The organism is Shimia abyssi, from assembly GCF_003014475.1.
Classification (GTDB): domain Bacteria; phylum Pseudomonadota; class Alphaproteobacteria; order Rhodobacterales; family Rhodobacteraceae; genus Shimia; species Shimia abyssi.
On record NZ_PYGJ01000008.1, the window covers coordinates 81,123 to 107,753 of the forward strand.

At 54.9% G+C, this 26,631-nt stretch carries 25 protein-coding genes; 18 read left to right on the forward strand and 7 right to left on the reverse strand.

Annotated features, from left to right (window positions below; translation table 11 throughout):
• Nucleotides 1–14: 14 nt before the first annotated feature.
• The 3 genes from CLV88_RS13270 to CLV88_RS13280 are packed head-to-tail and all read right to left on the reverse strand — an operon-like array spanning nt 15 to nt 2,989.
• Nucleotides 15–896 carry a carbohydrate ABC transporter permease gene (locus tag CLV88_RS13270; RefSeq protein WP_106608893.1) on the reverse strand — a complete coding sequence of 294 codons (882 nt, stop codon included), beginning with the start codon at nt 894–896 and terminating at the stop codon, nt 15–17.
• 13 nt (nt 897–909) lie between these two features.
• Entirely contained in the window at nt 910–1,908 is a 999-nt protein-coding gene (locus CLV88_RS13275) for an ABC transporter permease (protein WP_106608894.1), read from the reverse strand.
• 4 nt (nt 1,909–1,912) lie between these two features.
• Entirely contained in the window at nt 1,913–2,989 is a 1,077-nt protein-coding gene (locus CLV88_RS13280; RefSeq protein WP_106608895.1) for an ABC transporter ATP-binding protein, read from the reverse strand.
• Between the two features lie 158 nt (nt 2,990–3,147).
• On the opposite strand from CLV88_RS13280, the gene CLV88_RS13285 reads away from it, so the two are divergent.
• The 6 genes from CLV88_RS13285 (at nt 3,148) to manD (ending at nt 9,284) form a co-directional block, all read left to right on the forward strand.
• The gene (locus CLV88_RS13285) at nt 3,148–3,840 is read left to right on the forward strand and encodes a GntR family transcriptional regulator (protein WP_106608896.1); all 693 of its coding nucleotides are present in this window, start codon (nt 3,148–3,150) and stop codon (nt 3,838–3,840) included.
• A 68-nt stretch (nt 3,841–3,908) separates the two neighbouring features.
• Entirely contained in the window at nt 3,909–5,282 is a 1,374-nt protein-coding gene (locus CLV88_RS13290) for an MATE family efflux transporter (RefSeq protein ID WP_106608897.1), read from the forward strand.
• Between the two features lie 39 nt (nt 5,283–5,321).
• Nucleotides 5,322–6,149 (forward strand): 5-dehydro-4-deoxy-D-glucuronate isomerase, encoded by an 828-nt coding sequence (gene kduI, locus CLV88_RS13295; protein WP_106608898.1) that lies wholly within the window; start codon nt 5,322–5,324, stop codon nt 6,147–6,149.
• The gene (gene kduD, locus CLV88_RS13300) at nt 6,146–6,901 is read left to right on the forward strand and encodes a 2-dehydro-3-deoxy-D-gluconate 5-dehydrogenase KduD (protein ID WP_106608899.1); all 756 of its coding nucleotides are present in this window, start codon (nt 6,146–6,148) and stop codon (nt 6,899–6,901) included. Before kduI ends, kduD begins: the two co-directional genes overlap by 4 nt.
• Nucleotides 6,902–6,910: 9 nt before the next feature.
• Nucleotides 6,911–8,041: a Gfo/Idh/MocA family protein gene (locus CLV88_RS13305; RefSeq protein ID WP_106608900.1), complete on the forward strand. Its 1,131-nt coding sequence runs from the start codon at nt 6,911–6,913 to the stop codon at nt 8,039–8,041.
• A gap of 16 nt (nt 8,042–8,057) precedes the next feature.
• Entirely contained in the window at nt 8,058–9,284 is a 1,227-nt protein-coding gene (gene manD / locus CLV88_RS13310; RefSeq protein ID WP_106608901.1) for a D-mannonate dehydratase ManD, read from the forward strand.
• A gap of 177 nt (nt 9,285–9,461) precedes the next feature.
• On the opposite strand, the gene CLV88_RS13315 is transcribed toward manD, so the two are convergent.
• From CLV88_RS13315 to ubiA, 3 genes are all read right to left on the reverse strand, one after another.
• Nucleotides 9,462–9,788, reverse strand: coding sequence for a hypothetical protein (locus CLV88_RS13315; protein WP_106608902.1), 327 nt, complete (start codon nt 9,786–9,788; stop codon nt 9,462–9,464).
• On the reverse strand, nt 9,775–11,805 hold the full coding sequence (locus tag CLV88_RS13320) for an OmpA family protein (RefSeq protein WP_106608903.1): 2,031 nt from the start codon (nt 11,803–11,805) through the stop codon (nt 9,775–9,777). The genes CLV88_RS13315 and CLV88_RS13320 overlap by 14 nt, the downstream gene beginning before the upstream one ends.
• A 62-nt stretch (nt 11,806–11,867) precedes the next feature.
• Nucleotides 11,868–12,845 carry a 4-hydroxybenzoate octaprenyltransferase gene (gene ubiA / locus CLV88_RS13325; protein ID WP_243403663.1) on the reverse strand — a complete coding sequence of 326 codons (978 nt, stop codon included), beginning with the start codon at nt 12,843–12,845 and terminating at the stop codon, nt 11,868–11,870.
• A gap of 12 nt (nt 12,846–12,857) precedes the next feature.
• On the opposite strand from ubiA, the gene CLV88_RS13330 reads away from it, so the two are divergent.
• The 6 genes from CLV88_RS13330 to CLV88_RS13355 all read left to right on the forward strand — a co-directional run bounded on the left by CLV88_RS13330 (nt 12,858) and on the right by CLV88_RS13355 (nt 19,004).
• Nucleotides 12,858–13,613, forward strand: a complete 756-nt coding sequence (locus tag CLV88_RS13330) for a 16S rRNA (uracil(1498)-N(3))-methyltransferase (protein ID WP_106608990.1) — start codon at nt 12,858–12,860, stop codon at nt 13,611–13,613.
• The gene (locus tag CLV88_RS13335) at nt 13,610–14,458 is read left to right on the forward strand and encodes a GNAT family N-acetyltransferase (protein WP_133169964.1); all 849 of its coding nucleotides are present in this window, start codon (nt 13,610–13,612) and stop codon (nt 14,456–14,458) included. The genes CLV88_RS13330 and CLV88_RS13335 overlap by 4 nt, the downstream gene beginning before the upstream one ends.
• Nucleotides 14,455–15,402, forward strand: coding sequence for a hypothetical protein (locus tag CLV88_RS13340; RefSeq protein WP_106608905.1), 948 nt, complete (start codon nt 14,455–14,457; stop codon nt 15,400–15,402). The genes CLV88_RS13335 and CLV88_RS13340 overlap by 4 nt, the downstream gene beginning before the upstream one ends.
• Nucleotides 15,399–15,908 carry a hypothetical protein gene (locus tag CLV88_RS13345; RefSeq protein WP_106608906.1) on the forward strand — a complete coding sequence of 170 codons (510 nt, stop codon included), beginning with the start codon at nt 15,399–15,401 and terminating at the stop codon, nt 15,906–15,908. The genes CLV88_RS13340 and CLV88_RS13345 overlap by 4 nt, the downstream gene beginning before the upstream one ends.
• 76 nt (nt 15,909–15,984) lie before the next feature.
• Nucleotides 15,985–17,355, forward strand: a complete 1,371-nt coding sequence (locus tag CLV88_RS13350; RefSeq protein ID WP_106608907.1) for a glutamate--cysteine ligase — start codon at nt 15,985–15,987, stop codon at nt 17,353–17,355.
• Nucleotides 17,356–18,311: 956 nt separating this feature from the next.
• Complete coding sequence (locus tag CLV88_RS13355) at nt 18,312–19,004, forward strand: GntR family transcriptional regulator (RefSeq protein ID WP_341477161.1); 693 nt, start codon at nt 18,312–18,314, stop codon at nt 19,002–19,004.
• Here CLV88_RS13355 and CLV88_RS13360 read toward each other — a convergent pair whose 3' ends face one another.
• The gene (locus CLV88_RS13360; RefSeq protein ID WP_106608908.1) at nt 19,005–20,372 is read right to left on the reverse strand and encodes a formimidoylglutamate deiminase; all 1,368 of its coding nucleotides are present in this window, start codon (nt 20,370–20,372) and stop codon (nt 19,005–19,007) included. It lies immediately after the preceding gene.
• A gap of 96 nt (nt 20,373–20,468) precedes the next feature.
• On the opposite strand from CLV88_RS13360, the gene hutI reads away from it, so the two are divergent.
• The 6 genes from hutI (at nt 20,469) to CLV88_RS13390 (ending at nt 26,615) form a co-directional block, all read left to right on the forward strand.
• Entirely contained in the window at nt 20,469–21,641 is a 1,173-nt protein-coding gene (gene hutI, locus CLV88_RS13365; RefSeq protein ID WP_243403664.1) for an imidazolonepropionase, read from the forward strand.
• Nucleotides 21,638–23,176, forward strand: a complete 1,539-nt coding sequence (gene hutH, locus CLV88_RS13370; protein WP_106608910.1) for a histidine ammonia-lyase — start codon at nt 21,638–21,640, stop codon at nt 23,174–23,176. Before hutI ends, hutH begins: the two co-directional genes overlap by 4 nt.
• Nucleotides 23,173–23,976 (forward strand): N-formylglutamate deformylase, encoded by an 804-nt coding sequence (gene hutG, locus CLV88_RS13375; RefSeq protein WP_106608911.1) that lies wholly within the window; start codon nt 23,173–23,175, stop codon nt 23,974–23,976. The genes hutH and hutG overlap by 4 nt, the downstream gene beginning before the upstream one ends.
• 10 nt (nt 23,977–23,986) lie before the next feature.
• Nucleotides 23,987–25,669, forward strand: coding sequence for a urocanate hydratase (hutU, locus tag CLV88_RS13380; protein ID WP_106608992.1), 1,683 nt, complete (start codon nt 23,987–23,989; stop codon nt 25,667–25,669).
• A gap of 120 nt (nt 25,670–25,789) precedes the next feature.
• Nucleotides 25,790–26,050: a HutD family protein gene (locus CLV88_RS23780; RefSeq protein WP_106608912.1), complete on the forward strand. Its 261-nt coding sequence runs from the start codon at nt 25,790–25,792 to the stop codon at nt 26,048–26,050.
• A 370-nt stretch (nt 26,051–26,420) separates the two neighbouring features.
• On the forward strand, nt 26,421–26,615 hold the full coding sequence (locus tag CLV88_RS13390) for a hypothetical protein (RefSeq protein WP_106608913.1): 195 nt from the start codon (nt 26,421–26,423) through the stop codon (nt 26,613–26,615).
• Nucleotides 26,616–26,631 lie beyond the last annotated feature (16 nt).

Genomic DNA, 26,631 nt, shown 5'->3' on the forward strand with positions numbered 1-26,631 from the left:
TTGCGATTTCGTAATTATTCTTTGACACCACCAAGAAGGATGCCCTTCTCGAAGTATTTCTGGATGAACGGGTAGACGATCAGCACCGGGATAATCGAACAGACGATGATCGCGGCGGTGACGGTTTCGGCGCTGAACGCCGCATCGGTCTGCACCATGGCAAATTCGTCATTGTCGCTTAGGTTTGAGATCGTATGGCGCAGGAAGACCTGAAGCGGGATCTTGTCTTCGCTTTGCAGCAAAACCATTGCCCAAAAGAAGCCATTCCAGCGAGAGACGATGCAGAACAGCGTGATCGTGGCAATTGCGGGCTTGGAGAGCGGCACAAAAACTTTCCACAAAACCTGGAAGTCATTTGCGCCGTCCATCCGAGCAGCTTCTTCGAAACTCTGCGGGATGGCCTCGAAGAAGTTGCGCAACAGGATGATGTTGAATGCGTTGACAGCGAATGCCAGGATAATGCCAAACATGCTGTCCAGCAAGTTCAAGTCCCGCATGTTCAGGAAGAATGGGATCAGCCCTGCGTTAAACCACATCGTGAAGGCAATAAAGAGATTGAAGTATCGCCGTCCCTTGAGCTGTGGACGCGACAGCGCGTAGGCCCCCGGAATAATGAACAGCAAGCTCATGATCGTCCCGCCGATCGTGTAGATGAACGTGTTGCGGTACGAGACCCAGAACTGTGGGTCGACCAGGATGTAACCGTATGCCTCAAGCGTGGCATCAATGGGGGTTAAAACAACCTTACCTGCCTGTGCCGCAAAGCCCGAACTGAACGACACCGCCGCGATATAGATAAACGGGTAGAGTGTGGCGATGGTGAACATGCCGATCAGGATGGACACAACGATGGCGAAGAGTTTGTCGCCGCGTGAATAGAGGTTCCAATTCATCATGGGTCTTCTCCCCCTACCAGAGCGACGTGCGCGAGAAGCGGCGCGACAGAGTGTTTGCGGTCATAACGAGGACAAAGGCGACCACGGCATTGAACAGGCCACCCGCGGCGGCGAGGTCGTACTGGCCAGACTGAAGGCCCTGCCGATAGATCCACGTGTTGACCACGTCGGCGGTTTCGTAAGTCGCCGGTTGATAGAGCAGGATGACCAGTTCAAATGACACTTCCATCACGTTCCCGATGCGAATGATCAGCATGATCAGGATCGTAGGAAGGATTGATGGAACGGTGATCTTCCACATCATCTGCCAGCGATTGGCACCATCAACGACAGCGCTTTCGTAAAGCGACGGGTTCACACCGGCGATTGCAGCCAGAAAGACAATCGAACCAAAGCCTGCTTCCTGCCAGATACCTGTTCCCACAAAGATGGGCCGGAACCATTCAGGCTGGGTCAGGAAGTACACTGGATCGAGCCCGAACCATCCCATGATCGTATTGACGATACCAGCGGTGGGCGAAAAGGCTGTGATTACGATACCAGCGATGATCACGGAAGAAATGAAGTGTGGCAGATAGACGATGGTTTGTGCTGTTCGTTTGTAGGACGCATGCAGCACCTCGTTGAACATAAGCGCAAGGATGATCGGTGCCGGAAATCCAAACATCAGGTTCAGAAAGCTGATCTTGATTGTGTTCGAGACGGCTCGCAGGAATTGATCGTTGGTAAATAGAGTCTGGAAATGCTCCAGTCCGACCCATGGACTGCCTGCAACACCGCGGAAGATCGAGTAATCCTTAAAGGCGATTTGCAGCCCGTACATTGGCTTGTAGAGGAAAACGAGGAACCAGACGATCGTGGGCAGCAGCATCAGATAAATCTGCCATTCGCGTTTCACGTGATCGTATAGTCTGGTCCAGCGGCCATCAGACTGTATTGGACGCTGTGCCTCGCGAGCCTCGATGACGGTGTTTTCGATGGGCTGGCCACCCGAAGTGTGTTCGTCTGCCATCTGTTCACGCCCCCAAATTCAGAGCGCGACCGGTTTCGGCGTCAAACAGTTTGACCAAATGCGCGGGAACGTGCACTTCACCGACACCAGACAGGCCATCTATGTCACCGTGGGTTTCGGCTTTAAAAATTAGGTTTTCGTCGCCATGGCGCGCGTGGAGCAGGGCTTCGGAACCGAGGGGTTCAACCAGATCCAGTGCAATTGGCAAAGAAGACGTCTGTTCACCCGCCGTGAGGCTGACATGCTCGGGGCGGACGCCTACAATCACGTCACGTCCGGCCTGTGCACCCGAGGCGCCGATTAGACGGATTTCGGAGTCACCTACTTTTGCACCTGTTTCGGTGAGAGTGCCCTTCATCTGGTTCATTGGCGGGGACCCGAGAAAGCCTGCTACAAAGGTGTTGGCTGGATTGTTGAACAGTTCCATTGGAGTGCCGACTTGCTCGATTGCGCCGTCGTTCATTACGACGATGCGGTCTGCGAGAGTCATTGCCTCGACCTGATCGTGGGTGACGTACACTGAAGTGACGCCCAAGCGTTTATGAAGCCGTTTGATTTCAGCGCGCATCTGCGTGCGCAGCTTTGCGTCCAGATTGGAAAGAGGCTCATCGAAGAGAAAAACTTTGGGGTGGCGCACAATGGCACGGCCCATCGCGACGCGCTGTCGTTGGCCGCCAGAAAGGTCTGCGGGGCGACGCTCTAGATATTCCGTCAGACCAAGTATTTCGGCGACTTCTGAAATAGTTGTCTTGATCTCGTCCTTGGGCATTTTGCGAATGCGCAGGCCAAACGCCATATTGTCGGCCACGTTGAGGTGGGGGTAGAGCGCGTAGTTCTGAAAAACCATCGCGACATCCCTGTCCTTGGGCGCGACCCGATTCATAACGCGGTCATGGATAGTAAGCTCGCCGGCAGTGATATCTTCCAGCCCCGCAATCATACGAAGCGTGGTCGATTTTCCACATCCGGACGGTCCAACAAGGACGACAAATTCCTTTTCTTTGACTGTTAGATCAATGCCGTGGACGACCTGTAACGTGCCGTATGCTTTGACAATTCCGTTAAGATTCACTCCGGACATAGTCCCCTCCCAATGACCAAATTGCTGCCCGACCAAAGTCAGTCGGCGAATCAGCGATGCAACTGGTATACTAGTAACTTTACTGGAATACTAGTCTGGTATACTAGTTAGAATTCGTGTATCGATAATTCCAGTAATGACTCGAGAGGAGTTTTGAGATGGTACAGGCAACGGTTCCAAGCGAGCGGCGCACCAGCGTCGATGATGTGTTTGATTTTTTGAATGATCAGATTTTGACACTTCAGTTGAAGCCGGGTGATCGGATTTCGGAGGCCGAAATTGCTGCGCGCTTTGGCGTGTCGCGCCAACCCGTGCGCGATGCATTTAGTCGACTTGCGAACCTAGACCTTTTGCTGATCCGCCCTCAGCGTGCTACAGAAGTCCGTCGATTTTCGATGCGGGAGATTGAGAAGTCGCGGTTCGTACGGGCTGCGATTGAAAAGGAGGTGCTCCTTAGGGCAGCCGATTTGTGTGATGAGCCTGCCACCAAGCAACTAGAAGCGGTGCTCAAGCTGCAAGATCAAGCGGTAGTCGCCAAGGATGTGGATGCCTTTGGTAAGCTGGATTACCAATTTCACAAGACACTCTGTGAAATTGCCAAAGCAAATTATGCATTTGATGTGATTCTGGAAGAAAAAGCCAAAATAGACCGTCTGTGTATGCTCGGGCTTGAAAAGGAACAGCGAATGCCGGACCTGGTAGCCGACCACTGGGCGATTGCCGATGCGGTGAAGGCGCATGATGGCGAGAGCGCAGTCCGGCATGGTATGGCTCATCTGTCGCGGCTCGATGAGACTATCGAGCGGATTTCGGTGACAAATGCCAACTATTTCGAGAATTCAGCCACCTAAAGCACGGCGGGCGGTTTTCACGCGCGTCATTGTCAAGTTGTTCGTTTGGAACGTCCGGAATCCAGTTTATGCATGCATCTACCCTGAAAGACGAGCGCAGTGCGGTTCCGGGCGCTGGTCAGGTGCTGCTTCTTGCGTGGCCGATGACCCTAAAGGCGGTGTTCCTTCATGGAACAATCGTTATTGATGGTTGGTTGGTATCCTCTTTGGGAGAGCAATCGCTTGCCGCAATGGGCCTTGCAGCGGCGATTGGAGGCATTGCGTTAGGGGTGATTTTTGCATTTTCCCATGCAATGCAAATTCGGACCGCGCAAGTCTTTGGTGCGCATGAACCTGTCTTTCAAAAATCTGTGTTGGTCTCAGGTTTGTTTGTCAGCCTTTCAATTGGCATCTTCGGTTTGGGTTTCATTTTTGCTTTTGGCGAAAACCTGATTATCGCACTCGCGCCAAGTGATGATATTGCGGCCGAGGCTTGGTCCTATCTTGCTGTGTTTTCGCTCGTCATACTGCTCGAGACTGTTGGTCAGTGTCTGTCCAGCTATTTCAACGGGTGCGGTCGCACACGTCTACCGCTGTATGGCTACTGTTTGTCCGTGCCGATCAACGTTTTGGCAAGCGTTGTGCTGATTCATGGGTATCTTGGCATGCCAGCATTGGGTGTTGTTGGGGCGGCGATGGGAAGTGTCATCGCAATTCTGGTGCAAGTTGCGTTTTTTGTCGTGAAGTTACAGGTGATCGACGGTTGGCTGCGAAAAGTGCATGGGTGGCGTAATGGCAGCCTGTCCATGACCCTCTGGAGGCACATCGTCTTTGCATTACCAATCGCGGCCACATTTATCAGTGCAACTGTTGCCACCCATGTTTGCACGTTGATTTTCGCGAATATGCGTCTGAACGATTTTGCGGCGCTTACATTGATCGCGCCGTGGAGCATGGTTATCGGTCAAATCAGTATACAATGGACACAGGCCACCGGTATCATTGTTGCCCAGTTGTTGGGGGAACGCGCGTCAGAGGAAACGTTGGATCGTTTTCTGTCGCATGCCTGGCGGGGCGCATTTGTGGCGGCGGGAGTGGTGGCGGCCGTATTTGTCGCTTTGGCGTTGTCCGTAGACACGCTCTATTCCGAACTTTCGGACGATACGCGCCAGACGCTTTTTAGCTTTTTGCCGATCCTGCTGCTGACGACGTTTCCGCGCACCACTAACGCAATCTGCGGGAACACTCTGCGGGCCAGCGGCGACACGATTTATGTCATGCACATTTTTGTCTGGTCCCAGTGGCTATTCCGAGTCCCGGCAACTGCGCTTGCCGTTCTGGTTTTCGATGTCTCAGCGCTCTGGGTTCTGTCGATCATACTTGCCGAGGAACTTTTGAAATTCTGGCCATTCCATAAGCGCCTGTGGCGCGGTGAATGGAAACATGCGGATGTCGCAGCTTGACCGCTGTGATTGAATGCAATCGCATCGTAGGAGGACATGATGCTAAAATCGAACCTAAGGCGCGCCATTGATCCGCGCCATGCCAAGACGATGAACACTAGCGAACTGCGTGCTGAGTTCCTGATTGATGATCTGTTTCAGGACGACGAAGTGTGCCTGACATATTCGCAATATGATCGCATGATCGTGGGTGGGGCGACGCCCAAAACGGGACCGTTGGTTATCGACGCGGTTGATCAGACCGGGACGCCCTCTTGGTTGGATCGGCGCGAAGCAGTTCTTGTCAATCTGGGCACATCAGGCACTGTTGAAGCTGGCGGCTCTAGCTATGAGATGGGGCGCTGCGACATGCTCTACCTCGGGATGGGGTCAGGTTCCGTCACGTTGAGTGGAGCGGACGCGCATTTCTATATTATTTCCGCACCGGCGCATCGGGAAATTCCTGCACGTTTGGTCACAATTGAAGACGCTGTTCTGGTGCCGCTTGGTGGGCGCGACACCAGCAACGAGCGCATCATATATCAGTTTGTGCATCCGGCGGTTATGGAAAGTTGTCAGATTGTCATGGGCATGACGAAGCTTGGCACCGGTTCCGTTTGGAACACCATGCCGGCACACTACCATGAGCGCCGCAGCGAGGCGTATCTGTACCTCGATTTGCCTGAAGACCAAAACGTCGTACATCTGATGGGTGAACCGGATGAAACCCGTCACATGATCGTCCGCAACGAGCAGGCCGTTTTGTCGCCACCGTGGTCTATTCACTGTGGGGCAGGGACGTCTTCTTATGCTTTCATATGGGCCATGGCGGGGGACAATGTTGACTATACCGACGTCGACATGGTCGCGATGGAGGATCTAAGATGAGCCGGTTTTCGGTGGCCGGATCGCGTGCGTTCGTAACCGGTGCAAACACCGGGATCGGACAGGCGATCGCCGTGGATTTGGCGCAACATGGCGCGCATGTCATTGCCGTTGGGCGGTCATCAATGGATGACACATTGGCCCGGATTGCTGGTGTTGGCGGCAGCGGCAGTGCAGTTCAGGTGGATTTGGGCAGCGTTGCCGGAGCAACCGCTGCGTTTGCTGAGGCCGAAGCAGCGCATGGTCCAATCGACACGCTGGTCAATAACGCCGGAGTGATCCGGCGCGCGGACAGTCTCGACTTTTCGGAAGAAGACTGGGATGCAGTCATGGATATCAATCTGAAAGTTGTATTCTTTCTCTCGCAAGCTTTTGCAAGGGCACGATTGGAGGCAAAGCAAGGGGGCAGCATTATCAACATCGCTTCGTTGTTGTCGTTTCAAGGCGGAATTCGCATCCCGTCATATACTGCTTCTAAAAGTGGTGTGGCAGGCTTGACCAAAACGCTGTCCAACGAGTGGTCAGCGAGCGGGATCACGGTGAACGCTGTGGCGCCGGGCTATGTCGTTAGCAACAATACGGACGCTTTGCGCGCTGATCCGGAACGCAACAGGGCCATCCTTGAACGTATTCCCGTCGGGCGGTGGGCTGAACCCACGGATATTGCCGGAGCGGTGACGTTTCTTGCCTCGCCCGCAGCGCGCTATGTCACCGGCATTACGTTGCCCGTGGATGGCGGCTGGTTGGCTCGTTAGGGAATTGCAATGAGACGATTGAGGGTTCTAGTTGCCGGGACCGGGTTTGCCGGACGAGGGCACACGCAAGCGTTTCGGGCAGCGGGGGCCGAAGTTGTCGGCATGGTCGGCCGCAACGAGCATGTCGCACGGGATATCACGGCGCGACTCGGCATCCCATTCAGCGGTACAAATTGGGCGGAAGCACTGAGCAAATTGAAACCGGATGTCGTGTCGATCGCAACGCCGGGCGGCGCGCATTTTGAGCAAGTCAGCCAAGCGATCGCGGCTGGTTGCCACGTCTTTTGCGACAAACCATTGGCGATTGATGGCTGCTCGGCGTCAAGACTTCGGGAGATGGCAGAAGAACGAGGTATCAAAACCGCCTACGCCGCCAGTTTTCAGTACACACCAAGTGTTCAGCACGCCAAGAGATTGATTGCACAAGGGGCGATCGGATCGCCGACGGAAGTTGAGAGCATCTCGCATTTCCACCTTGAACGGGGCATTCCATTCGGGTGGTCGCATCGTGCCGAAGATGGCGGCGGACGGCTAAACAACAATTTCACACATTCTCTTGCGATTGCTGAGACTTTGATCCAAGGCGGCGCAATACAGATTTGCGGTGATGTGCGCGATGACATGGGCAAGGCCCCAATTGTCGAAGGGGTGCATGACTTTACGACGCGGCGCGATTTCATACCAGAAGACTTGAATGATCCGTCATTAGATTGGGGGGAGAGCAATGTCGAATGGTCATATACCGTTATGGCCCGCATGCAGAGCAAACTAGCTCTGAAGCCGGTCTCGGTCCTGTTCAAGCACGGCGGGCTGGTGCCGCGTTTTCATGATGACCACATTGCCGTTTATGGAACGGAAGGCGCGATCTTTCTAAAAGGACATTATGGGTCCGGAGCGCTTTTCCTGCATGATGGGGTCGCTTGGGAAATGAAGCCAGTACCAGCCGATTTGGCAAGCTCTGTCCCGCCAGAACTTGGCGAAACGGAGCAGTGCTGGCACGTAATTACGAACCTCTTTACGCGCGACATCTGTGGTGAAGCTGTTCCCGGTTATCCGACATTTGCCCAAGGGTGCCGCTTTCAAAATATCATCGACGTAATTCGCCGTTCGGACACCTGGGTGGATATCGAGCGCCCGTGACACAGGAGGTCGCGCCATGAAAATCACTGATGCAAAAGTATTTGTTGGAGGTCCAGGCAAAAACTATGTGACGCTTAAGATCGAAACGGATCAAGGTGTTTATGGTTTGGGCGACGCAACGCTGAACAATCGTGAAACTTTGCCCGCCGCGTACCTCAAAGATTACTTGATACCAAATCTGATCGGGATGGATCCGCGCAACAGCGAGGATATTTGGCAGTTCTTTTATCGCGGTGCCTATTTTCGCAGAGGGCCCATTGCGATGGCCGCATTCGGTGCCATCGACATGGCGCTTTGGGACATAAAGGGCAAACTGGCGCGTATGCCGGTCTATCAATTGCTCGGAGGCAAGAGCCGCGAAGGCGCATTGACGTATGCACACGCAACTGGCGCGGATTTGCCTGACCTTATTGAATCTGTCGCTAGTTACGTTGAACAAGGGTACAAAGCCGTACGTGTTCAGTGCGGCATTCCGGGAATGCCGTCGGCAAGTTATGCTGTTCCAGAGCAGCCCAGTGCCGGCCAAGAATACATCACAGACTTCAGCGGGATAAAGCCAAAAACCGAAATCTGGGAGACTGAACGATACATGCGATTTATGCCGGATGCGTTGGCCGAGGTCCGAGCACATTTTGGTCCAGAGCTCAATATCTTACATGACGTGCACCACCGCCTGTCCCCACGTGAGGCTGCAAGCTTTGCCAAGGCGGTTGAGCCAGTCGGGTTGTATTGGCTAGAGGACCCAACACCGGCAGAAGACCAGAACGCGCTGAAAATGATCCGACAGCACTCGACCACGCCGATTGCAATTGGTGAAGTTTTTAACTCCATCTGGGATTGCAACAAGCTGATTGAAAACGAGCTAATCGACTTCATCCGGATCGCGGTAACCTATGCTGGTGGGATTACGCATTCTAAACGCATCGTGGATCTGGCAGGTTTGCATCACGTTCGCACAGGGTTCCACGGCGCGCCCAGCCATTCGCCAATTTCAATGGCGGCGCAAGCGCATTTGAACGTCTGGGCGCCCAATTTTGGCATTCAGGAATACTTGGTTTTGGGAACACCGGAATGCGCGGCTCTTTTTCCATCGGAGCATGAGATGCGCGGTGGGATGTTTTTCGTCAGTGACGCGCCTGGTCTAGGCGTTGATTTCGACGAGGGAGAAGCAGCCCGCTATAGTTACAAGCCCGGCAGCCATCCTGTGGTGCGATTGCAGGATGGGACGGTCTGGAATTACTGACCGCTATGGTCGAAAAGATACCTGGCGAGCAAGGACGTGTATTGGTGTTGGCAGCCTGACCCAAAGGAGAGTTTTTTGTCGTCAGGCGAGTTCTGAACTGGCTTGTGGCAAAGGGCGGCTTGCTAGATTTGTTGAGATATACCGCGCGATCAAATTGCTGTGTCCAAGTAGCACCGGTTAACCTTGGTTCACGCGTTCGATATAGGCGCGCAGTTCTTCGGCCTCGTGGCGGGCATCGCGCAGGCCGTCCATAGCGGCGGAGAGTTCGGCCTCGGTCTGGGTGAGTTGATTGGTCAGCTCGGCCTCACGCTGTTGCAGGTAGGTGATGGCCTGATCGCGGGTTTCTTCGGCCTCATGTAATTCCTGTCCCATGCGTTCCAGTTCGTCGACGTCCGATTGTGCCACGCGAGTAAAGCGGTGCACCAGCCAGTTGGCAAACCAGCCCATGCAGAAGGCAACAAAGAGGATCACGGCTGTGGTGAGGATGAACTCAGTTCGTGTCATTTGGGGTTGTCTCCTCGCCAGTGGTTTCGGCGTTGTCTTGGGGCTGGTCGCCATCGTCCGCATCGGAGGCGGCGGCCTCTTCTTCTGTGTCGGGTGTTGTTGCGTCGGGGTCGGCGGCGGCCTCTTCCGCGCTACCCGCGTCATCGGCGGTCGCGTCTGTGGCACCCTCGGTGGCCGCTTCAGTGGCCTGTTGCGGGCCCTTTTCCGGTCCGATCAGCACAAATTCGATCCGGCGGTTAGCCTCGCGGCCATCCGCGGTGTCGTTGTCTGCTATGGGTTGGCTTTCGCCATAGCCTGTGGCGGTGATGCCGGAGGTCAGGATGCGGCGATCTTGTAGGGCGTTGAGAACAGCTTGGGCACGCGTCTGGCTGAGGGCCTGGTTCATCGACTCGCGACCCTGGCTGTCGGTGTGCCCTTGGATTTCGACGCGCAGGTCTGGGCATTCCTGTAGGCGTGCGGCAATGGCATCGATGATGGGTTTGGCGCTGGGGTCGAGGGTGCCAGACCCCGGCTCGAAGACGATTTTCTGATCGTTCTGAATGCTTTGCAGGGCAGCGATGCATTCTTCGGGGGTGGGTAGGGCAGCCAACGGATCAAGCTCTTCGACATAGATCACGTCGATGGCGTATTGATCGGTTTGCGACAGTTTTTCAGAAAGCAGTCGTGCGATTTCTGCGTTTGCGTCGGTGTTGCCGGTGCGTCCGGCAATGGACATGCTGTCAGGTGTGATATTGAGGACGCCGTTGTGCAGCCGAGCCAGCGCATCGAGCCCGGCCATCACACGAACCGGCCAAGAAGCTGGCAACGTGTCGTCCAACCGCGCGGCCATGTGCACAGCGTTGCCCCCAAAGCGCGCACGGGCATAGCTGGCGGTAGTGTTGCGAGCCAGATCGTTGGGCAGTCGACCCCGTAATTGAACAAGCCCTTCGGGGCTGAGGGTTGCGATGAACTCGGGAATAGTGGATTCGGTATCGTCTTCTTCGATTGGCGCTGGCAGTGTCGAGTGCAGGGCGAACACCTGTGGCAGGCCACTTTCGAGTTCGCCTACAACTTTATCGAACAGGGCTTGATCTGTGCCGAGTTGAGCGACAAGTGTGACTTCGGAATCTGAAAAGGTGATGGTGCCGCCGCCAAGTTCGGCAAGTCCCTTGAGGCCAATTTCAACAGCGTCAGCCCAGCGGGGCGTGGGAACGCCAAGCCCAAGCGTGCAAACAGCGCCACCCTCGAGACCTGCGGCGTTTGCCGCGGTCAAGATGCGTACGCGGGTGCGTTCGGTATCCGCAGAGCAGGCATCAAACCGGGGGCCGTTATCATCGATGACAAAGCGTAACGTAAACGGGGTGATCACCGGGCGTGGTGCTGAGATATTGAGGTCCAGGCGCATGTCCTTTGGAGTGCCGCGCAAGAGTGCGCTTTCGAGGTCGCGCCGATCTTCGGGGCTGTCAGCCATGGCGGTGATGCTGACCGCGCCGGATTGCACAGAGATTTTGGCACGAGGCAGATCATCAAGGGCCCGTAGTGCAAATGTGAGCGCGTCCGGCCAGCCATCTGGCGCGTCATATTCGGCGGTTTCCAAAAGATCGGTTACGTTTGGCCGTCCAGCGATTTCAATCATCTTGTCTACGATTGCGCCACGGTCCGAGGTTTCGGGGATGAGGCCAATGAGGGAGATCCCAGCGTCATTGCGCAGAATTTCAATTGAGAACCTTGGGGGTGCGATATCGGCGGTGGCTTCGACCTGCATATTGTCGATCACGCGGGCCGCATCTACGATGCCCCCTGCGCTGGAGATGGCGCGAAAGCGTTCAGCCTCGGACGGGGCGATGCCCGCAAGAAAGACCTGAAGACCTTCGGCGTAGACTTCGGCCCATTGCATGCCCTTGTCGTCAAGGTCACGTTTGACCGAGCGCTCTGCGCTGTCCTCAATCAGGTCAGCAGACAGGCTGGCGGTGACCAGGCTGAGGAGGGCGGCTGTTGCGAAGGTCGCAAAGACGATGAGCAGTGAGGATAGTCGCATACAGTCGGTTTAGCTCTGGCAAGTGGTTCAGGGTTGATACGACGCGCGGGCGCGGCTTGCAATCACAGGAACCACGCGGTGGCGAAAAACAGCAAGGGCAGTAAGCCAGTGTCGCGATTGGCGCGAAACAGCATCATGCAGATGCCGGGCATAGTGATGTCCAGACGGCGCAATTGCCATTGCATGTGCCACCCCATGGCCATCGCGCCAAAGAGCGCGACACCAAGCGACAGCGGGCTGCGGTGCAGGGTGGCCATGATAATGGCCAGCCCCATAAGGCCTACTGTGGCAATGAGGAAGATTTGAAGCCAGTCCGACGTTTTGTCGGCGAAGAGTCGGGCGGTGGATTTGACCCCAATCAGAGCGTCATCCTCGGTATCCTGGTGGGCATAGATTGTGTCATAGAACAGCGTCCACGCGATGCCCGCGGCGTATAGCACGACAGCGGGCAGGGAGAGCGCGCCAGTATGGGCCGTCCAAGCAAGCAGGGCGCCCCAGTTGAAGGCGATACCAAGAAAGACCTGCGGCCACCACGTAAAGCGTTTGGCAAAAGGATAGACTGCGACGGGCAGGAGCGACAGAAACCCCAGCAGGATGGCATTGAAGTTGAAGGTGAGCAGGATGCCAAAGGCCACAAACGCTTGTGCTCCCATCCATATAGCGGCTTGTTTTGTGCTCACTTGGCCCGAGGGGATCGGCCGTGAGCGCGTGCGTTCAACTTTGGCGTCAATGTCGCGGTCGGTGATGTCGTTCCAAGTGCACCCTGCGCCGCGCATCAGGAAAGCGCCAAAAGCGCAGCCGATGAAGATCCATAGGTCGTGCCACGAGGCGCGGCCATCTGAAAGCATCGCAAGGCCGAGGCCCATCCAACATGGAAGTAACAGGAGCCATGTGCCGATTGGTCGGTCGGCGCGGGACAGGCGCAGGTAGGGGCGCGTGGCGGCGGGGGCGAGGTGGTCGACCCAATTGCCTTTTACGGCGTCGGAAACCTGACCAGCTGGGGTGGAGTTCGGCTCTGGCGTTGAGGGCGTCCCGGACATATGTAGGGTTCCATGAAAGATGCAAAAGTCAGGCTGTTTGTAGAGCACCCGCTGGGGGAAGGGCAAACCATTCCTCTGGAGCGGGATCAGGCGCATTACCTGTTTGGGGTCATGCGGTTGGGTGTTGGAGATTTTGTCGAGCTGTTTAACGGGCACGATGGGGCGTGGCGCTGTGAAGTGGTGCAGGCGGGCAAACGTGCAGGCGTGTTGGCGTGCGAGGCACAGGTCAAGCCGTTGCAGATGCCGCCCGACCTGTGGCTGTTGTTTGCACCGATCAAGAAGGCGCGCACAGACTTTATCGTCGAGAAGGCCGCAGAGATGGGGGCCGCGCGAATTATGCCAGTGCAGACGGTGTTTACCAATTCTGAGCGTATCCGGCAGGATCGGTTGCAGGCACATGCCGTCGAGGCGGCAGAGCAGTGCGGCGGGACTTATGTTCCCGAGGTCACGGCGCTGCAAAAGCTGGATCGCGTTTTGGCGGATTGGCCTGAGGGGCGGCAGCTGATGTTTTGTGATGAGGCGGAGGTGGGCAGCTCCTCCGCCTTGTCGGGCGTCTTCGCGAGCGAGGCGGCCCGTGAGGGCCAAGGAGCTGGGCCGTGGGCGATATTGATCGGGCCGGAAGGTGGGTTTTCGCCAGAGGAGCGCGCGCGCCTGAAGGCTTTGCCCTTTGCGCATATTGTGAGTTTGGGGCCACGTATTCTGCGTGCGGATACGGCAGCTGTGGCGGCGATGACCCTGTGGCAACAGGCGTTGGGGGATTGGCGATGACGTGGCGCCCGGTTCAAGAGCGTGATTTGGCCTCGGCGCTGGCTTTCCTGAGGTCACACATTCAGACATCGATGTTTTTGTTGGGAAATCTGGAGCAATACGGTCTTGGCGGTGTGGCACCAAGGGCGACCTCGCTGTGGATGTTGGGGGAACTGCGTGGCATTTTGGGGATCACCAATGGCGGCATGGTGCTTTTACAAGCGCCGGGATTGAACGACGCAGAGTGGCGCGCGGCCAAGTCGATTTTGAACGGGCGTGATGTGACCGGGTGCAGTGGTGATGCAACACAAGTCGAGGCGTTTCTATCGGCAACCGGATTGAGCGGCCGTGCCGATGCGTCCATTGCTCGGGAACCACTGTTCGAACTGGCGCTGGACGCCCTGCGAATGCCTGATTGCGACGATGTTTCCTTGATCCCTATTGGTGACGCACCACGGGAGACCGTAGAGGCGTGGCGGGCGCAATATTTGGCGGAGGTTCCGGGATTGCCAGCGGGCGACCCGGTGCATGTGGCACGCGATGACATCACCAGATACATTGAGGGTGATACGCACAGAGTTTTGACATCAAATGGTGAGCCCGTGGCAATGACCGGGTTCAATGCGCAGGCTGCCAGCGCGGTTCAGATTGGCGGCGTTTATACCCCGGCTCATTTGAGAGGCCGTGGATATGCACGCAAAGCGGTTGCGTTGCACCTGAGTGAAGCGCGAAAGCGCGGCGTGTCTCTTGCGATTTTATTTGCCGCGAACGCTGCGGCGGCGGCGGCCTATCGGGCTGTTGGATTTGAGAATTGCGGCGCATTTGGCATGATTTTTTTTGACACAGAGCAAGAGGTGCGGGCGTGAAGCTTGGCGATTTGCTGAGCGCGGCCACGGCAGCGCGGGAGATTTTTCAGGAGGTGGACGCGCGCTTTGGGCCGGGGGCAGGTGAAGTTGGCGATGTTTTAAAGGCTGGGCGCGAGGTGAGAGTGTTTGCGGGGCGATTTCAGGGAAAGGCGGCGGTTTTTAAGCAGTTGCTAACCGATGACGCGACACAGAAGTTGAGCGATACAGAGGCGGAATTGGCGTTTTTGGCAGAGGCGTTGCCGGGTGGTGCGGCGCGCGCTGTTCCGTTTTTGGCTGCGTTGCCGCAGACCAAGACACTAATACTGGGCCATGCGCCTGGGCAAAAGGTGAGCGTTGCCTTGAAAACAGATAACCGGTCTGAGCGATCAAGGGTCATGGCTCGCTGTGGCGATTGGCTGGCCAAGGTGGCCCCGTTGCGCACGGAAATGCGCCCGTTCTGGGGGCGCAAAATTGCGCGGCGGGCCGGGGAAGGTGATGGGCGCGTGCCCGAAGGCGGCGAGAAATTGTTTCAATCAACGCTGGATCGCATGATGGCGATTGGCTTGCGGCATAGAGGGCAGTCAAAGAGCCACGCCAAGGCGCATGGGGATTTTGCGCCGGTCAATCTGAACATCGATCAGGACACTGTTTGGGCGTTTGACATACAGGGCGGGCATTCGTTGCCATTGGCGCGGATGGCGGCGCGGTTTTTGGTGGCAGCTAGCATGTATCGCGCTGGCGCGCCGGGGCCGCTGGGGTTGGATGCGGATGATGTGATGGCGTTTGATGTTGGTCAGATTTTGCCAGACGATGAGCAAACCGAGCTGTTTGCGTTCTTTGTCGCGGAGCAGTTTTTGCGGCGGCTGAAGAGTGAGGGGCGCACTGGCGAAGGGTTGAAGTCGGCGCTGACGCGGCTGGAAGTCTTGCACGATCAGCTACCGGAGATAAGGGGGAATGCGGGATGAGTTTTATTCGGCCCGAAGCGCGTGCGGCGCTGATGCAATGGCGCGAAGTTCTGATTGGCGGCGCGGTGGCTGTGCTCGGGTTTTGGTGGGCCAGCGGATTTGGGTTGCTGCAATGGCTGGGCTTTGCGCTGATCGCGGTAGGGGTGGTGCTGATCTTGACTGGCATCCAGCGGGGGCGGTTCCGTTCAGGGCGCGGTGGACCCGGTGTGGTGCAGGTGGACGAGGGCGAAGTAACGTACTACGGGCCGCTGAATGGCGGATCGGTGGCGATGGCAGATCTGATGCGCCTGGAGCTGGACGGCGGGTCGCGCCCAGCGGTTTGGGTGCTGACACAGGCCGGTGTGCAACCCTTGCAGATCCCCGTTAATGCAGAAGGTGCGGACGGGCTGTTTGACGCCTTTGCCACTTTGCCGGGGTTAAAGACAGAAGCCATGCTGGCCAAACTCAAGGCCCGGCCCAATCACTCGGTTGTGATCTGGCAGAAACCGGGCATGTTGTTGCATTGAAGCGGCATGGATTGACATGGACCTGAATTGGGATCACCACTGCCAAACTTGACATCCTTGGATCGGAGCAAAAAGCATGTCCATCCCACAGTCCGGCGGCGGACCGATTGAACATCACGATCAGTTGGCTGAATATCTCGAAAGCGGGTGCAAACCACGTGAAGACTGGCGCATTGGCACCGAGCACGAGAAGTTTGGTTATTGCAAAGACACGCACAAACCACTGCCTTATGAGGGCGAGCGCTCGATCCTTGCGGTGCTTGAAGGGCTACGCGATGGGCACGGCTGGGCACCGCTGGAAGAGGGCGGCAAGCTGATCGGGCTGGAAAAAGACGGCGCGAACGTGTCGTTGGAACCGGGTGGGCAGCTGGAGTTATCTGGCGCACCGCTGGAAAACATCCATCAGACCTGTGATGAAGTGAATCAACACCTGTCGGATGTAAAGGACATCGCCGACAAGATCGGTGTGAAGTTTATCGGCCTGGGCGCGGCACCGGAGTGGAGCCATGAGCAGATGCCGGTGATGCCAAAGGGGCGTTACAAGCTGATGACGGAATACATGGACCGGGTTGGGACCATGGGCAAAGTCATGATGTATCGTACCTGTACGGTGCAGGTGAACCTTGATTTCGCGTCCGAGGCGGACATGGTGCAAAAGCTGCGCGTGGCGTTGGCATTGCAGCCGGTTGCCAATGCGCTGTTTGCAAATTCACCGTTTCTGGATGGCAAGCCCAATGGGGTGAAATCGACACGCGGGCTCGTGTGGCGCAATCTTGACGATGCGCGCACCGGCATGTTGCCGTTTGTGTTCGAAGACGGCTTTGGGTTTGAGGCATGGGTACAATATGCGCTCGATGTGCCGATGTATTTTGTCTATCGCGATGGCAAATACATTAACGCGCTGGGTATGTCGTTTCGCGATTTCCTGAAGGGTGAATTGCCTGCGCTACCCGGCGAGACACCAACGCTGAGCGACTGGGCGGACCATCTGACGACGGCCTTCCCTGAGGCGCGGATCAAGAAATACATGGAGATGCGCGGCGCTGATGGCGGCCCATGGCGGCGTTTGTGTGCGCTACCCGCATTCTGGGTGGGGCTGATGTATGATCAGTCGTCGCTGGATGCGGCGTGGGACCTGGCCAAAGGCTGGGACGCTGAAACGCGCGAGGCGTTGCGGGTGGCAGCGTCAGAACAGGCGTTGCAGGCGCAGGTTGGTAATATCAATATGCATGATCTCGCACGGGAGGTTGTGGCGATTTCTGAAGCGGGGTTGAAAGCGCGCGGTCAGGCCGGGGCCGGCGGGCTGGTGCCGGATGAGACACATTTTCTGAACGCGCTAAAGGAAAGCGTGGAGAGCGGAAAAGTACCTGCGGACGAGTTGCTGGATCATTATCACGGCGATTGGGGTGGCGACCTGAGCCGGATTTACGGCGAATATAGTTACTAAGTCACTGGCGTTGTGAATTGAAATGGAGGGCGGCTTGCGGGGTCGCCCTTGTTTTTGCGATTGAGCGGGCACGACCATAGAACGGCTGATGGCTGATGCCTTCAAGCTATTGCGCTGGTAGCTATTGAGGTGGACTGGAAAACCGCGCAGCAAGAAAACCCACAAGCCCCTTTGCGTTTCATCCAACAAAAGAGGCCAGAACAATCTGAAGCCCTCAGATGTGTATCAAGCACAAGGTGCCAAAATTCATTAAGAGGGGAGTGGAGGTCAGAAAACAGACGATCCAGAAACGGCGCTTGCATCATCAAGCCGCCACATGATCTTGAACAGAAACCGAAACAGAACCTTCAATTCAAAAACGGTTCATCAACCCGAAGGCCCGTGAAGACGGGCAGAGAGCAATAACCAAAGGAAGACCTGTTTCATCAATCTCGATACTTTGAATGACGTGTATCGTCCTAAATTACTTGCTAAAAAAGGGGCAGGATTTCAACCAGCCGGGTTGAACTAAAATCACTGCACATACCAATCGCTCAATTCTTTATGGGCAACCTGACAGCAACAGCTGTATTTTTCGGAATTGCGTCGGCTTCGACTTGAACGCCATAATTTCGTACGGATGAGCTGGAAGTTGATCTGGTAGGGACGACTTTTCCTATGTCTTAGTTTGGATATACCCGGGACAAGTATCTAAAGTAACAATTCTATGAAAATCGTGCTGACTTTGCCGAGAGGACGGCTATCACCAGACCAATCCTTGCAGCTGGTACCGTAGCATCGGCAGACGCTACTTGTTAGGATTAAGAGGGCTGACCCAGTGATTGAAAATCCAATCCCTGCTGTCCTCTTTGCGAAAGTCAAAGACACTGCTGGTGCATAACCTTCAGATCATGAATTATGATCATGCATATTGAAAACATGATACTGTTAAATCAAAAGACTGAGGACTGTGCATTTTGCTGAAAGCGGCGTTTCGGGAAGTCAAAGAGATCATACGTGATCGAATTGTCGAAGGGGTTTGGAAACCCGGCGAATTGATCCCCAACGAGATAGATCTCGCCGTTGAATTCGGGTGCGCTCGCGCGACGGTGAATAGGGCTGTTCGGGAGCTCGCGGAAGAGGGTCTGGTGGAACGCAGACGCAAAGCCGGGACGCGGGTATTGGCGTCGCCAGTTCGGCGCGCGCAGTTTGAAATTCCAATTGTACGTAAGGAAATTGAAAGCCAGGGCCAAATATACCGTCATGCCGTGGTGGGTCAAAAGGTCAATAAAGCACCGGACTGGCTACGCGCGCGGATGAATTTGGACATTGGGGCACTCGCCCTTCATGTCACTTGCGTACATTATGGAGACAACAACCCATATCAATTCGAAGATCGCTGGATCAACTTGGCAGCGTTGCCGCACGCGGCCGATGCTGATTTTACAAAAACTGGGCCAAATGAATGGTTGATTGAAGCTGTGCCTTATTCTGATGCAGAAATCAGCTTCTCAGCGACCGCAGCTGACAAGGAACTGGCAAGCTACTTGGATTGCGCGGTGGGCGATCCACTGTTTTTGGCGGAACGATCAACCTGGTGGCGTGGCGATGCCATTACATATGTCCGAATGACATTCCAACGTGGTCATCGGATGACCACGAAGTATTGATCATGAGAAATCCCGCAGTTCTGACACTGCTTTTTTGTAACTCGCAATAATTTCGTCACGGTGAATGTGTTGCCCGCCGCGGACCATATGGCGCCCGGCTGACCACACGTCTTGTACCATGCTGGAGTCACCGGTGAATGCGAATGCATCAAGTATGGTGTCTTCCCGCAATCCAAATAGATTCCTGTGCTGCATGTCGAGAGCAACCAGGTCCGCCCATTGCCCAACCGCAATTTGCCCAGACCCGCGGCCTGCCGCCAGGGCGCCGCCTTCGCAGATACTCGAAAAAATTCTGCGTCCTGTAGAGTGGTTATCTGTGGCTAAAGCCGCGCGCGTTTTGTCACGCAAGCGTTGCGTTGTATCAAGGACGCGCATTTCTTCCGCCAAAGAAATTATGATATTGCTGTCAGAACCAATGGATATTTTGCCTTGGGAGTTCATCCAGCGCACGCCATCAAAAATACCGTCACCAAGCGAGGCTTCTGTAATTGGGCAGAGGCCCGCAACCACTCCGGTCGAGGCAAGCCCTGTTGTCTCGTGAGGCAGCATTTGGGTGGCATGAATCATGCACCAACGTTTGTTTAGGTCGAGATTTGCCAAAGCCCATTCGACAGGGCGCGCGCCCAGGGCTTCCTTGACCTCTTCGACTTCGGCAATTTGCTCTGCGATATGGATGTGGATCGGACTATCGGGCAAAAGTGCCGCGGTCTGTACAAGCTGATCAGGGGAAACAGCCCTAAGGCTGTGCGGTGCGACACCGATTGTGGAGTCCGCAGGCAATTCCGCCAGAGTTTCACGCGCGGTCGTGACGAGATTTGCGTATCTTTCCGGGTCGTTTCCAAATCGAAGTTGGCCTCGATTTAGAGGGCGCTGATCGCAGCCGCCATATTGATACTGCACGGGCAAGAGCGTTAGACCAATGCCGCTGTGGGCTGCGGCGGCAATGATGCGATCCGCCATTTCACTGATCCTGTTATAAGGCGCGCCGCCGATCTGATGGTGCAGGTAGTGAAATTCGACGTTGGTCGCAAACCCGGCTTCCAACATTTCCAATTGGACAAGCGCGGCAATCGATTGAAGCTGGTCTGGGTTAATTCTGTCCAGGAACTGGTACATTAGGTTGCGCCAGGTCCAGAAACTGTCGGTTGAGTTTTTTCCGCGCCGTTCCGTCAAACCCGCCATTGCGCGCTGAAATGCGTGGCTGTGACTGTTGGCCGGAGCAGGAAGTAGAACCGAAACACGATTATTATTTTCAGGCGCGCCAGGACGGATGCCATTGATACGACCGTCATCAGCAATGTCTATGTTGACGTGGTGGCGCCACCCTTCCGCCGTTAGAATTTGGTCTGCCCAGATGGTTGTGGTCATCTCAGTTACCGCTTGACATATTATTATGAGCAGACATAAAACATTTTTGTATAATTTTTACAAGGGTAAACGCAGGTGCTTCTTAGAAATGCGAAGTTGGCGACCCAAATTGGGACTGCGCCGTACGGTTTGATCGAGCACGGGGCAATTGCGATTGATGGCAGCCGGATTTCTTGGGTAGGCGTCGATAATGAAATTCCAGTTGAGTTTTCTCACCTCAGCGAGGTGAATCTGGAAGGGCGACTAATCACACCGGGTTTCATCGACTGTCACACACATATCGTTGCAGGTGGAAATCGTGCCCAAGAATTTGAGATGCGTTTGAACGGAGCATCCTATGAAGAAATCGCAAGGTCAGGGGGTGGCATTGTCTCGACCGTCAACGCGACACGTGCCGCTTCGGAGAGTGACCTGGTCGCAGAGGCATTGCCGCGCGTAGATGCTTTGATTGCGGAGGGAGTTAGCGTTCTTGAAATCAAATCAGGGTACGGGTTGGACAAGGACACAGAATTGCGCATGCTGCGTGCAGCGCGCCAGATCGAAAAGGAACGGCCAGTCAAAGTTGTGACAACGTTCCTAGGGGCCCATGCGCTTCCGCTTGAGATGGCAAACCAAAGCGATCACTATATCGATGAGGTTTGTATTCCCACACTTCTTGCAGCGCATGCCGAGGATCTGGTGGACGCTGTCGATGGATTTTGCGAAGGCATCGCATTTCAACCAAACCAAATCGCACGTGTATTTGATGCCGCAAAAAAACTTGGCTTGCCAGTTAAATTGCATGCAGAGCAGCTTTCCAATCTTGGCGGTGCCAAGCTTGCTGCAAGTTATGGTGCGCTAAGTGCGGATCACATTGAATATCTGGACGAACAAGGCGTGAAAGCCATGGCGAAGGCTGGAACAACTGCGGTCATATTACCGGGGGCCTTTTACACACTTCGCGAGACGCAGCAGCCGCCAATTGATCTTTTGCGCTTGAACCGTGTTCCGATGGCCTTGGCCACAGATTCAAACCCGGGTTCTTCGCCGCTTACGTCTTTGCTTTTGACAATGAACATGGGCTGCACACTTTTCCGAATGACACCGGAGGAAGCTTTAGCAGGGGTCACTAAAAACGCGGCGAAGGCGCTTGGTCTTAGTGACTGTGGATCACTTGCGGCCGGAATGCGGGCTGATCTTGCGGTATGGGATGTAGACCATCCAGCTGAGCTGTCTTATCGGATTGGGTTTAACTCTCTATTCACACGCTTTTTTGGAGGCCGCGCATGACGACGCTTGACCTTACTCCAGGCGCGGTGACCCTGTCACATTTGGCGGAAGTCTATTGGGATGGAACACCCATTCGCCTGAACAAGGACTGTCGACCCCAAGTCGAAGACGCCGCTAAGTGCATCGCGGTTGCCGCATCGGGCGAGGCGCCGGTTTACGGTGTGAACACGGGCTTCGGAAAACTTGCGTCAATGAAAATCGCCAAGGAAGATACGGCCACTCTGCAGCGCAATTTGATCTTGAGTCATTGCTGCGGAGTCGGTGCAAAAATTCCAACGCATTTAGTGCGCCTCATGATGACTCTAAAGCTTCTGAGCTTTGGGCGGGGTGCATCCGGAGTACGGTGGGAATACATTGAACTTTTGCAAGACATGCTTGCAAAGGGAGTCATTCCGGTCATTCCAAGTCAGGGATCTGTTGGTGCTTCGGGGGATTTGGCGCCATTAGCGCATATGACCGCAGTCGTAATCGGAGAGGGTCAAGCTGAGTTTGAAGGGGAGATACTCCCCGGTGCTCAAGCTTTGGATCGCGCTGGTCTCACGCCGATTGCATTGGGCCCAAAAGAAGGTCTGGCGTTTATCAATGGTACCCAGTTTTCCACAGCTTTCGGACTGGCCGGGTTGTTTCAGGCATGGCGCGCTGCGCAAAACGCACTTGTTATTTCCGCCATGTCGACCGACGCGATCATGGGTTCGACAGCGCCACTTCACCCGGAGATTCACGCATTGCGTGGTCAACGCGGACAAATTGAGGCCGCCTCCGCGATGCGCGCAGTTCTCGACGGTTCGGTCATTCGTGAAAGCCACCGCGAAGGCGACAGCCGCGTACAGGATCCATATTGCATTCGTTGTCAGCCTCAGGTGACGGGTGCCGCAATGGATGTTCTCAGGCAGGCAGCATTCACGTTGCAGATTGAAGCCAACGCAGCCACGGATAACCCCCTTGTTCTGACAGATTCAGATTTGATTGTTTCTGGCGGCAACTTCCACGCAGAGCCCGTCGGGTTTGCAGCGGACATGATCGCATTGGCGCTTTCGGAAATTGGTGCGATCAGTCAAAGGCGCATTGCCTTGATGGTCGACCCGGCCTTGAGCTTTGATCTCCCGCCATTCCTAGCAAGTGATCCTGGCTTAAACTCTGGATTGATGATCGCCGAAGTAACCACGGCAGCATTGATGAGTGAGAACAAACATCTTGCTAACCCGTGCGTCACGGACTCCACCCCAACCAGCGCCAACCAGGAAGACCATGTTTCGATGGCCGCACATGGAGCGCGTCGATTGACGCGAATGGTTGAGAACCTGAACTACATCCTTGGCGTCGAGTTGTTGTGTGGCGCACAGGGTGTTGAATTTCGAATGCCGCTCACCACGAGCGAACCACTGCAGCTGGTTCTGAAACGGCTTCGTCAGAGTGTCGATACATTGGGAGAGGATCGGTATTTGGCACCCGACCTCGAAGCCGCTGCGCGGCTTGTTGGTTCCGTGGAATTGACTTGGATCAGTGGTGTTGCCTTGCCGGAGTTGGACACTTGAAAACCTTCGAAGTCGAGCGCGGCGATGGCCCCATTGTGCTTGGTCAGCCTCACGGTGGAACGTGGGTTCCTGACCATATTTTTGCACGGTTAAATCCGTTGGGGCAGGGGCTTGATGACACGGATTGGCACATCACGCGTCTTTATGAAGGCCTGCTAGAGAGCGCTACTGTGGTGCGCTCCAATGTGCATCGTTATGTGATAGACGCCAACCGCGATCCGGAAGGTGCGTCGCTTTACCCAGGACAAAACACGACGAACCTATGCCCGCTGACAGATTTTGATGGGGCGTCTATCTGGGCAAGCGGGCAGGCGCCGTCTGATGAAGAAATCCTGGACCGTCGCGAAGCGTATCATGTGCCATATCATATGGCTCTTGCAGCAGAACTGGACAGAGTGCGTGCAAAACATGGTGTCGCCATACTATTTGACTGTCATTCAATACGTTCAAAAATCCCCTTTCTATTTGAAGGTACTCTGCCTGTGTTCAGCATCGGCACCAACAATGGGACCACATGCGCACGTTCTATTGAAGATGCGGTGTCTCGGGGTTGCGGCGCAGCGGAGGGATTTGACACAGTTTTAAATGGCCGTTTCAAAGGCGGCTGGACCACCCGGCATTACGGTCGCCCCGAAGCGGGCCAACATGCCATCCAAATGGAATTGGCTCAATCCGCCTACATGATCGAGTCGTCTCCTTGGCTCTACCGCGAGGATCTTGCCGGACCTCTTCGCGTGGTTCTCAGGGATATTCTAAATGAAATTAAAGACATAGCGCTCAGCGGCGCATTACAAGCCTGAGGAGATGGAGATGAATCAACCGCGCCACAATATTCGAGATGTGTTTCCACCAACCGGTCCTGAAATCTCTGCTAAGAGCTGGCTGACAGAGGCACCGATGCGCATGTTGATGAACAATTTGCATCCAGATGTCGCTGAAAATCCGCATGAACTGGTGGTCTATGGCGGCATCGGCCGTGCTGCGCGGACTTGGAAAGATTTTGACCTCATTGTCGATACGCTTAGAGACTTGGAAGACGATGAAACTCTGCTTGTCCAGTCTGGCAAGCCGGTTGCTGTGGTCAAAACTCATAGTGATGCACCACGCGTATTGATCGCAAATTCAAACCTCGTTCCGAACTGGGCGAATTGGGATCACTTTAACGAGCTCGATAAAAAGGGCCTGATGATGTACGGGCAAATGACCGCAGGTTCCTGGATTTATATTGGGACCCAAGGAATCGTGCAGGGCACGTATGAGACATTTGCCGAAGCGGGCCGTCAACACTACAACGGAAATCTGACGGGGAAATGGATTCTCACCGGCGGACTTGGCGGAATGGGTGGGGCTCAACCACTGGCAGCAGTCTTCGCTGGTGCCTCGTGTCTCGCTGTTGAGTGTAATCCCGAGAGCATCGAGTTCCGGCTGCGCACCAAATACCTTGATGAAAAGGCCGATACACTGGATGAAGCCCTTGAGATGATTGCGCGCTGGACAAAGGCCGGTGAAGCAAAATCTGTGGGGCTTTTGGGCAATGCTGCGGATGTATTTCCCGAATTGGTAAAACGCACCGAAGAAGGCGGCATTCGACCCGACATCGTGACCGACCAAACCAGTGCACATGATCCCATAAATGGCTACCTGCCTCAGGGGTGGACTATGGCGCAGTGGAAGGAAAGGCGAGAGAGCGCGCCAAAAGAAGTGGAGGCGGCGGCGCGGCGCAGTATGAAAGTACAAGTCGAGGCCATGTGCAACTTCCATGCGATGGGTATTCCAACAGTGGATTATGGTAATAACATTCGTCAGATGGCGCTGGAGGAAGGGCTGGAGAATGCTTTTGATTTCCCAGGGTTTGTGCCAGCCTATATTCGGCCGTTGTTTTGTCGCGGCATAGGTCCATTCCGATGGGCCGCATTGTCTGGCGATCCCGAGGATATCGCCAAAACAGACACCAAGATGAAAGAATTGTTTCCCGACAACAAGCATCTGCACAATTGGCTAGATATGGCGCAAGAACGTATTGCGTTTCAAGGCTTGCCAGCCCGCATCTGCTGGATCGGTTTGGGAGACCGACATCGTGCCGGTCTGGCTTTCAACGAAATGGTGGCCAATGACGAATTGAAAGCCCCGGTGGTGATCGGCCGCGACCATCTGGATTCCGGCTCTGTCGCGTCACCAAACCGAGAAACCGAGTCCATGAAGGACGGTTCCGATGCGGTCAGTGATTGGCCGCTTCTAAATGCGCTGGTTAATACGGCTTCCGGTGCAACTTGGGTCAGTCTGCATCATGGCGGTGGAGTTGGCATGGGCTTTTCACAGCATTCTGGTGTGGTAATTTGTGCAGACGGTACACCGCAGGCCGCAAAGCGACTAGAGCGCGTCCTGTGGAATGATCCGGCGAGCGGCGTTTGGCGCCACGCTGATGCAGGATACGATGACGCAATAGAATGCGCCAAAGAGCATAATCTGCGGCTTCCAGGTATCCTTGGATGAAAAGCGAAATTCTGAGGTCTAAAGAATGTCAGACGACTCGGTGGAAAAAACGGTGGTGGAGTATCGCGGCAAATCGCCATTTTTTCACCTGAAGCTAGTCTGGATTAATTCCAATGGCGTTTGTCCATTGCTTTGGTAAACGAAAATGGGCCGTTTTCCCTTTTCGACCAAGTTGATCGCACATTGCACGTTATGGATGGGTCGGGAATTTCTCTTACATTTTCCCCAAAAAATCAGAAGTTGCTGAAACATGGCGACACATTACTTGGTTTCCGCGCCGATGCCGATGTCGATGCGACTTTGATCAGCGGTGGGACCTTGGATCTAAATGTAATGACAAATCGAAACTTTGTGCATCACATTGTCTTTAGACTCGAGTGAACAGGCGAGACATCTGTATTTTGTCCTTGGGCCAATACAGCAATTGTTGGCCTTGATGATCAGTTGAAAGTGTCATGGCCTGACGGGTGCACTGAACTCGGCTATTTGGATTGTCTTTTGTTATCTGCACCGTGTGAATTGCTCGTGCGCCTTGAGGGTCCCTCATCTGCTTTTGTCGTGGGTTTTGAATTCAATTATGAGGCGGTGCCAAAAGCCGATTGAGACACACTATAGGCCAATCAAAACCTCTTAGAAATCTAGGGGGGACCGCTTCTAAGCTATGAGGCTCTCCCGCTTGAAATTGCAATGGGCGGCTGGCAACGGGGTTTCAACCGCTCATTTTTGCAAACCGGACTGTGGAATAGCTTTCATGTTTGATGCCGACTTTATGGTTTCTGAAGGGTTCTCACAGATAGAACCGGCGTCAATCGTGGCTGTACTGGAAACGGCCAAACGCAATCGGTCAGTTATCCACTTGGCGCTTGTTACCTCTCTTCCGGCGCAAAACCAAATGGCCACCAAATCACAACGAATAAAAGTCCCAGAATTATTATTGAGCTTTTGAGAATTTGTTAGGCTCT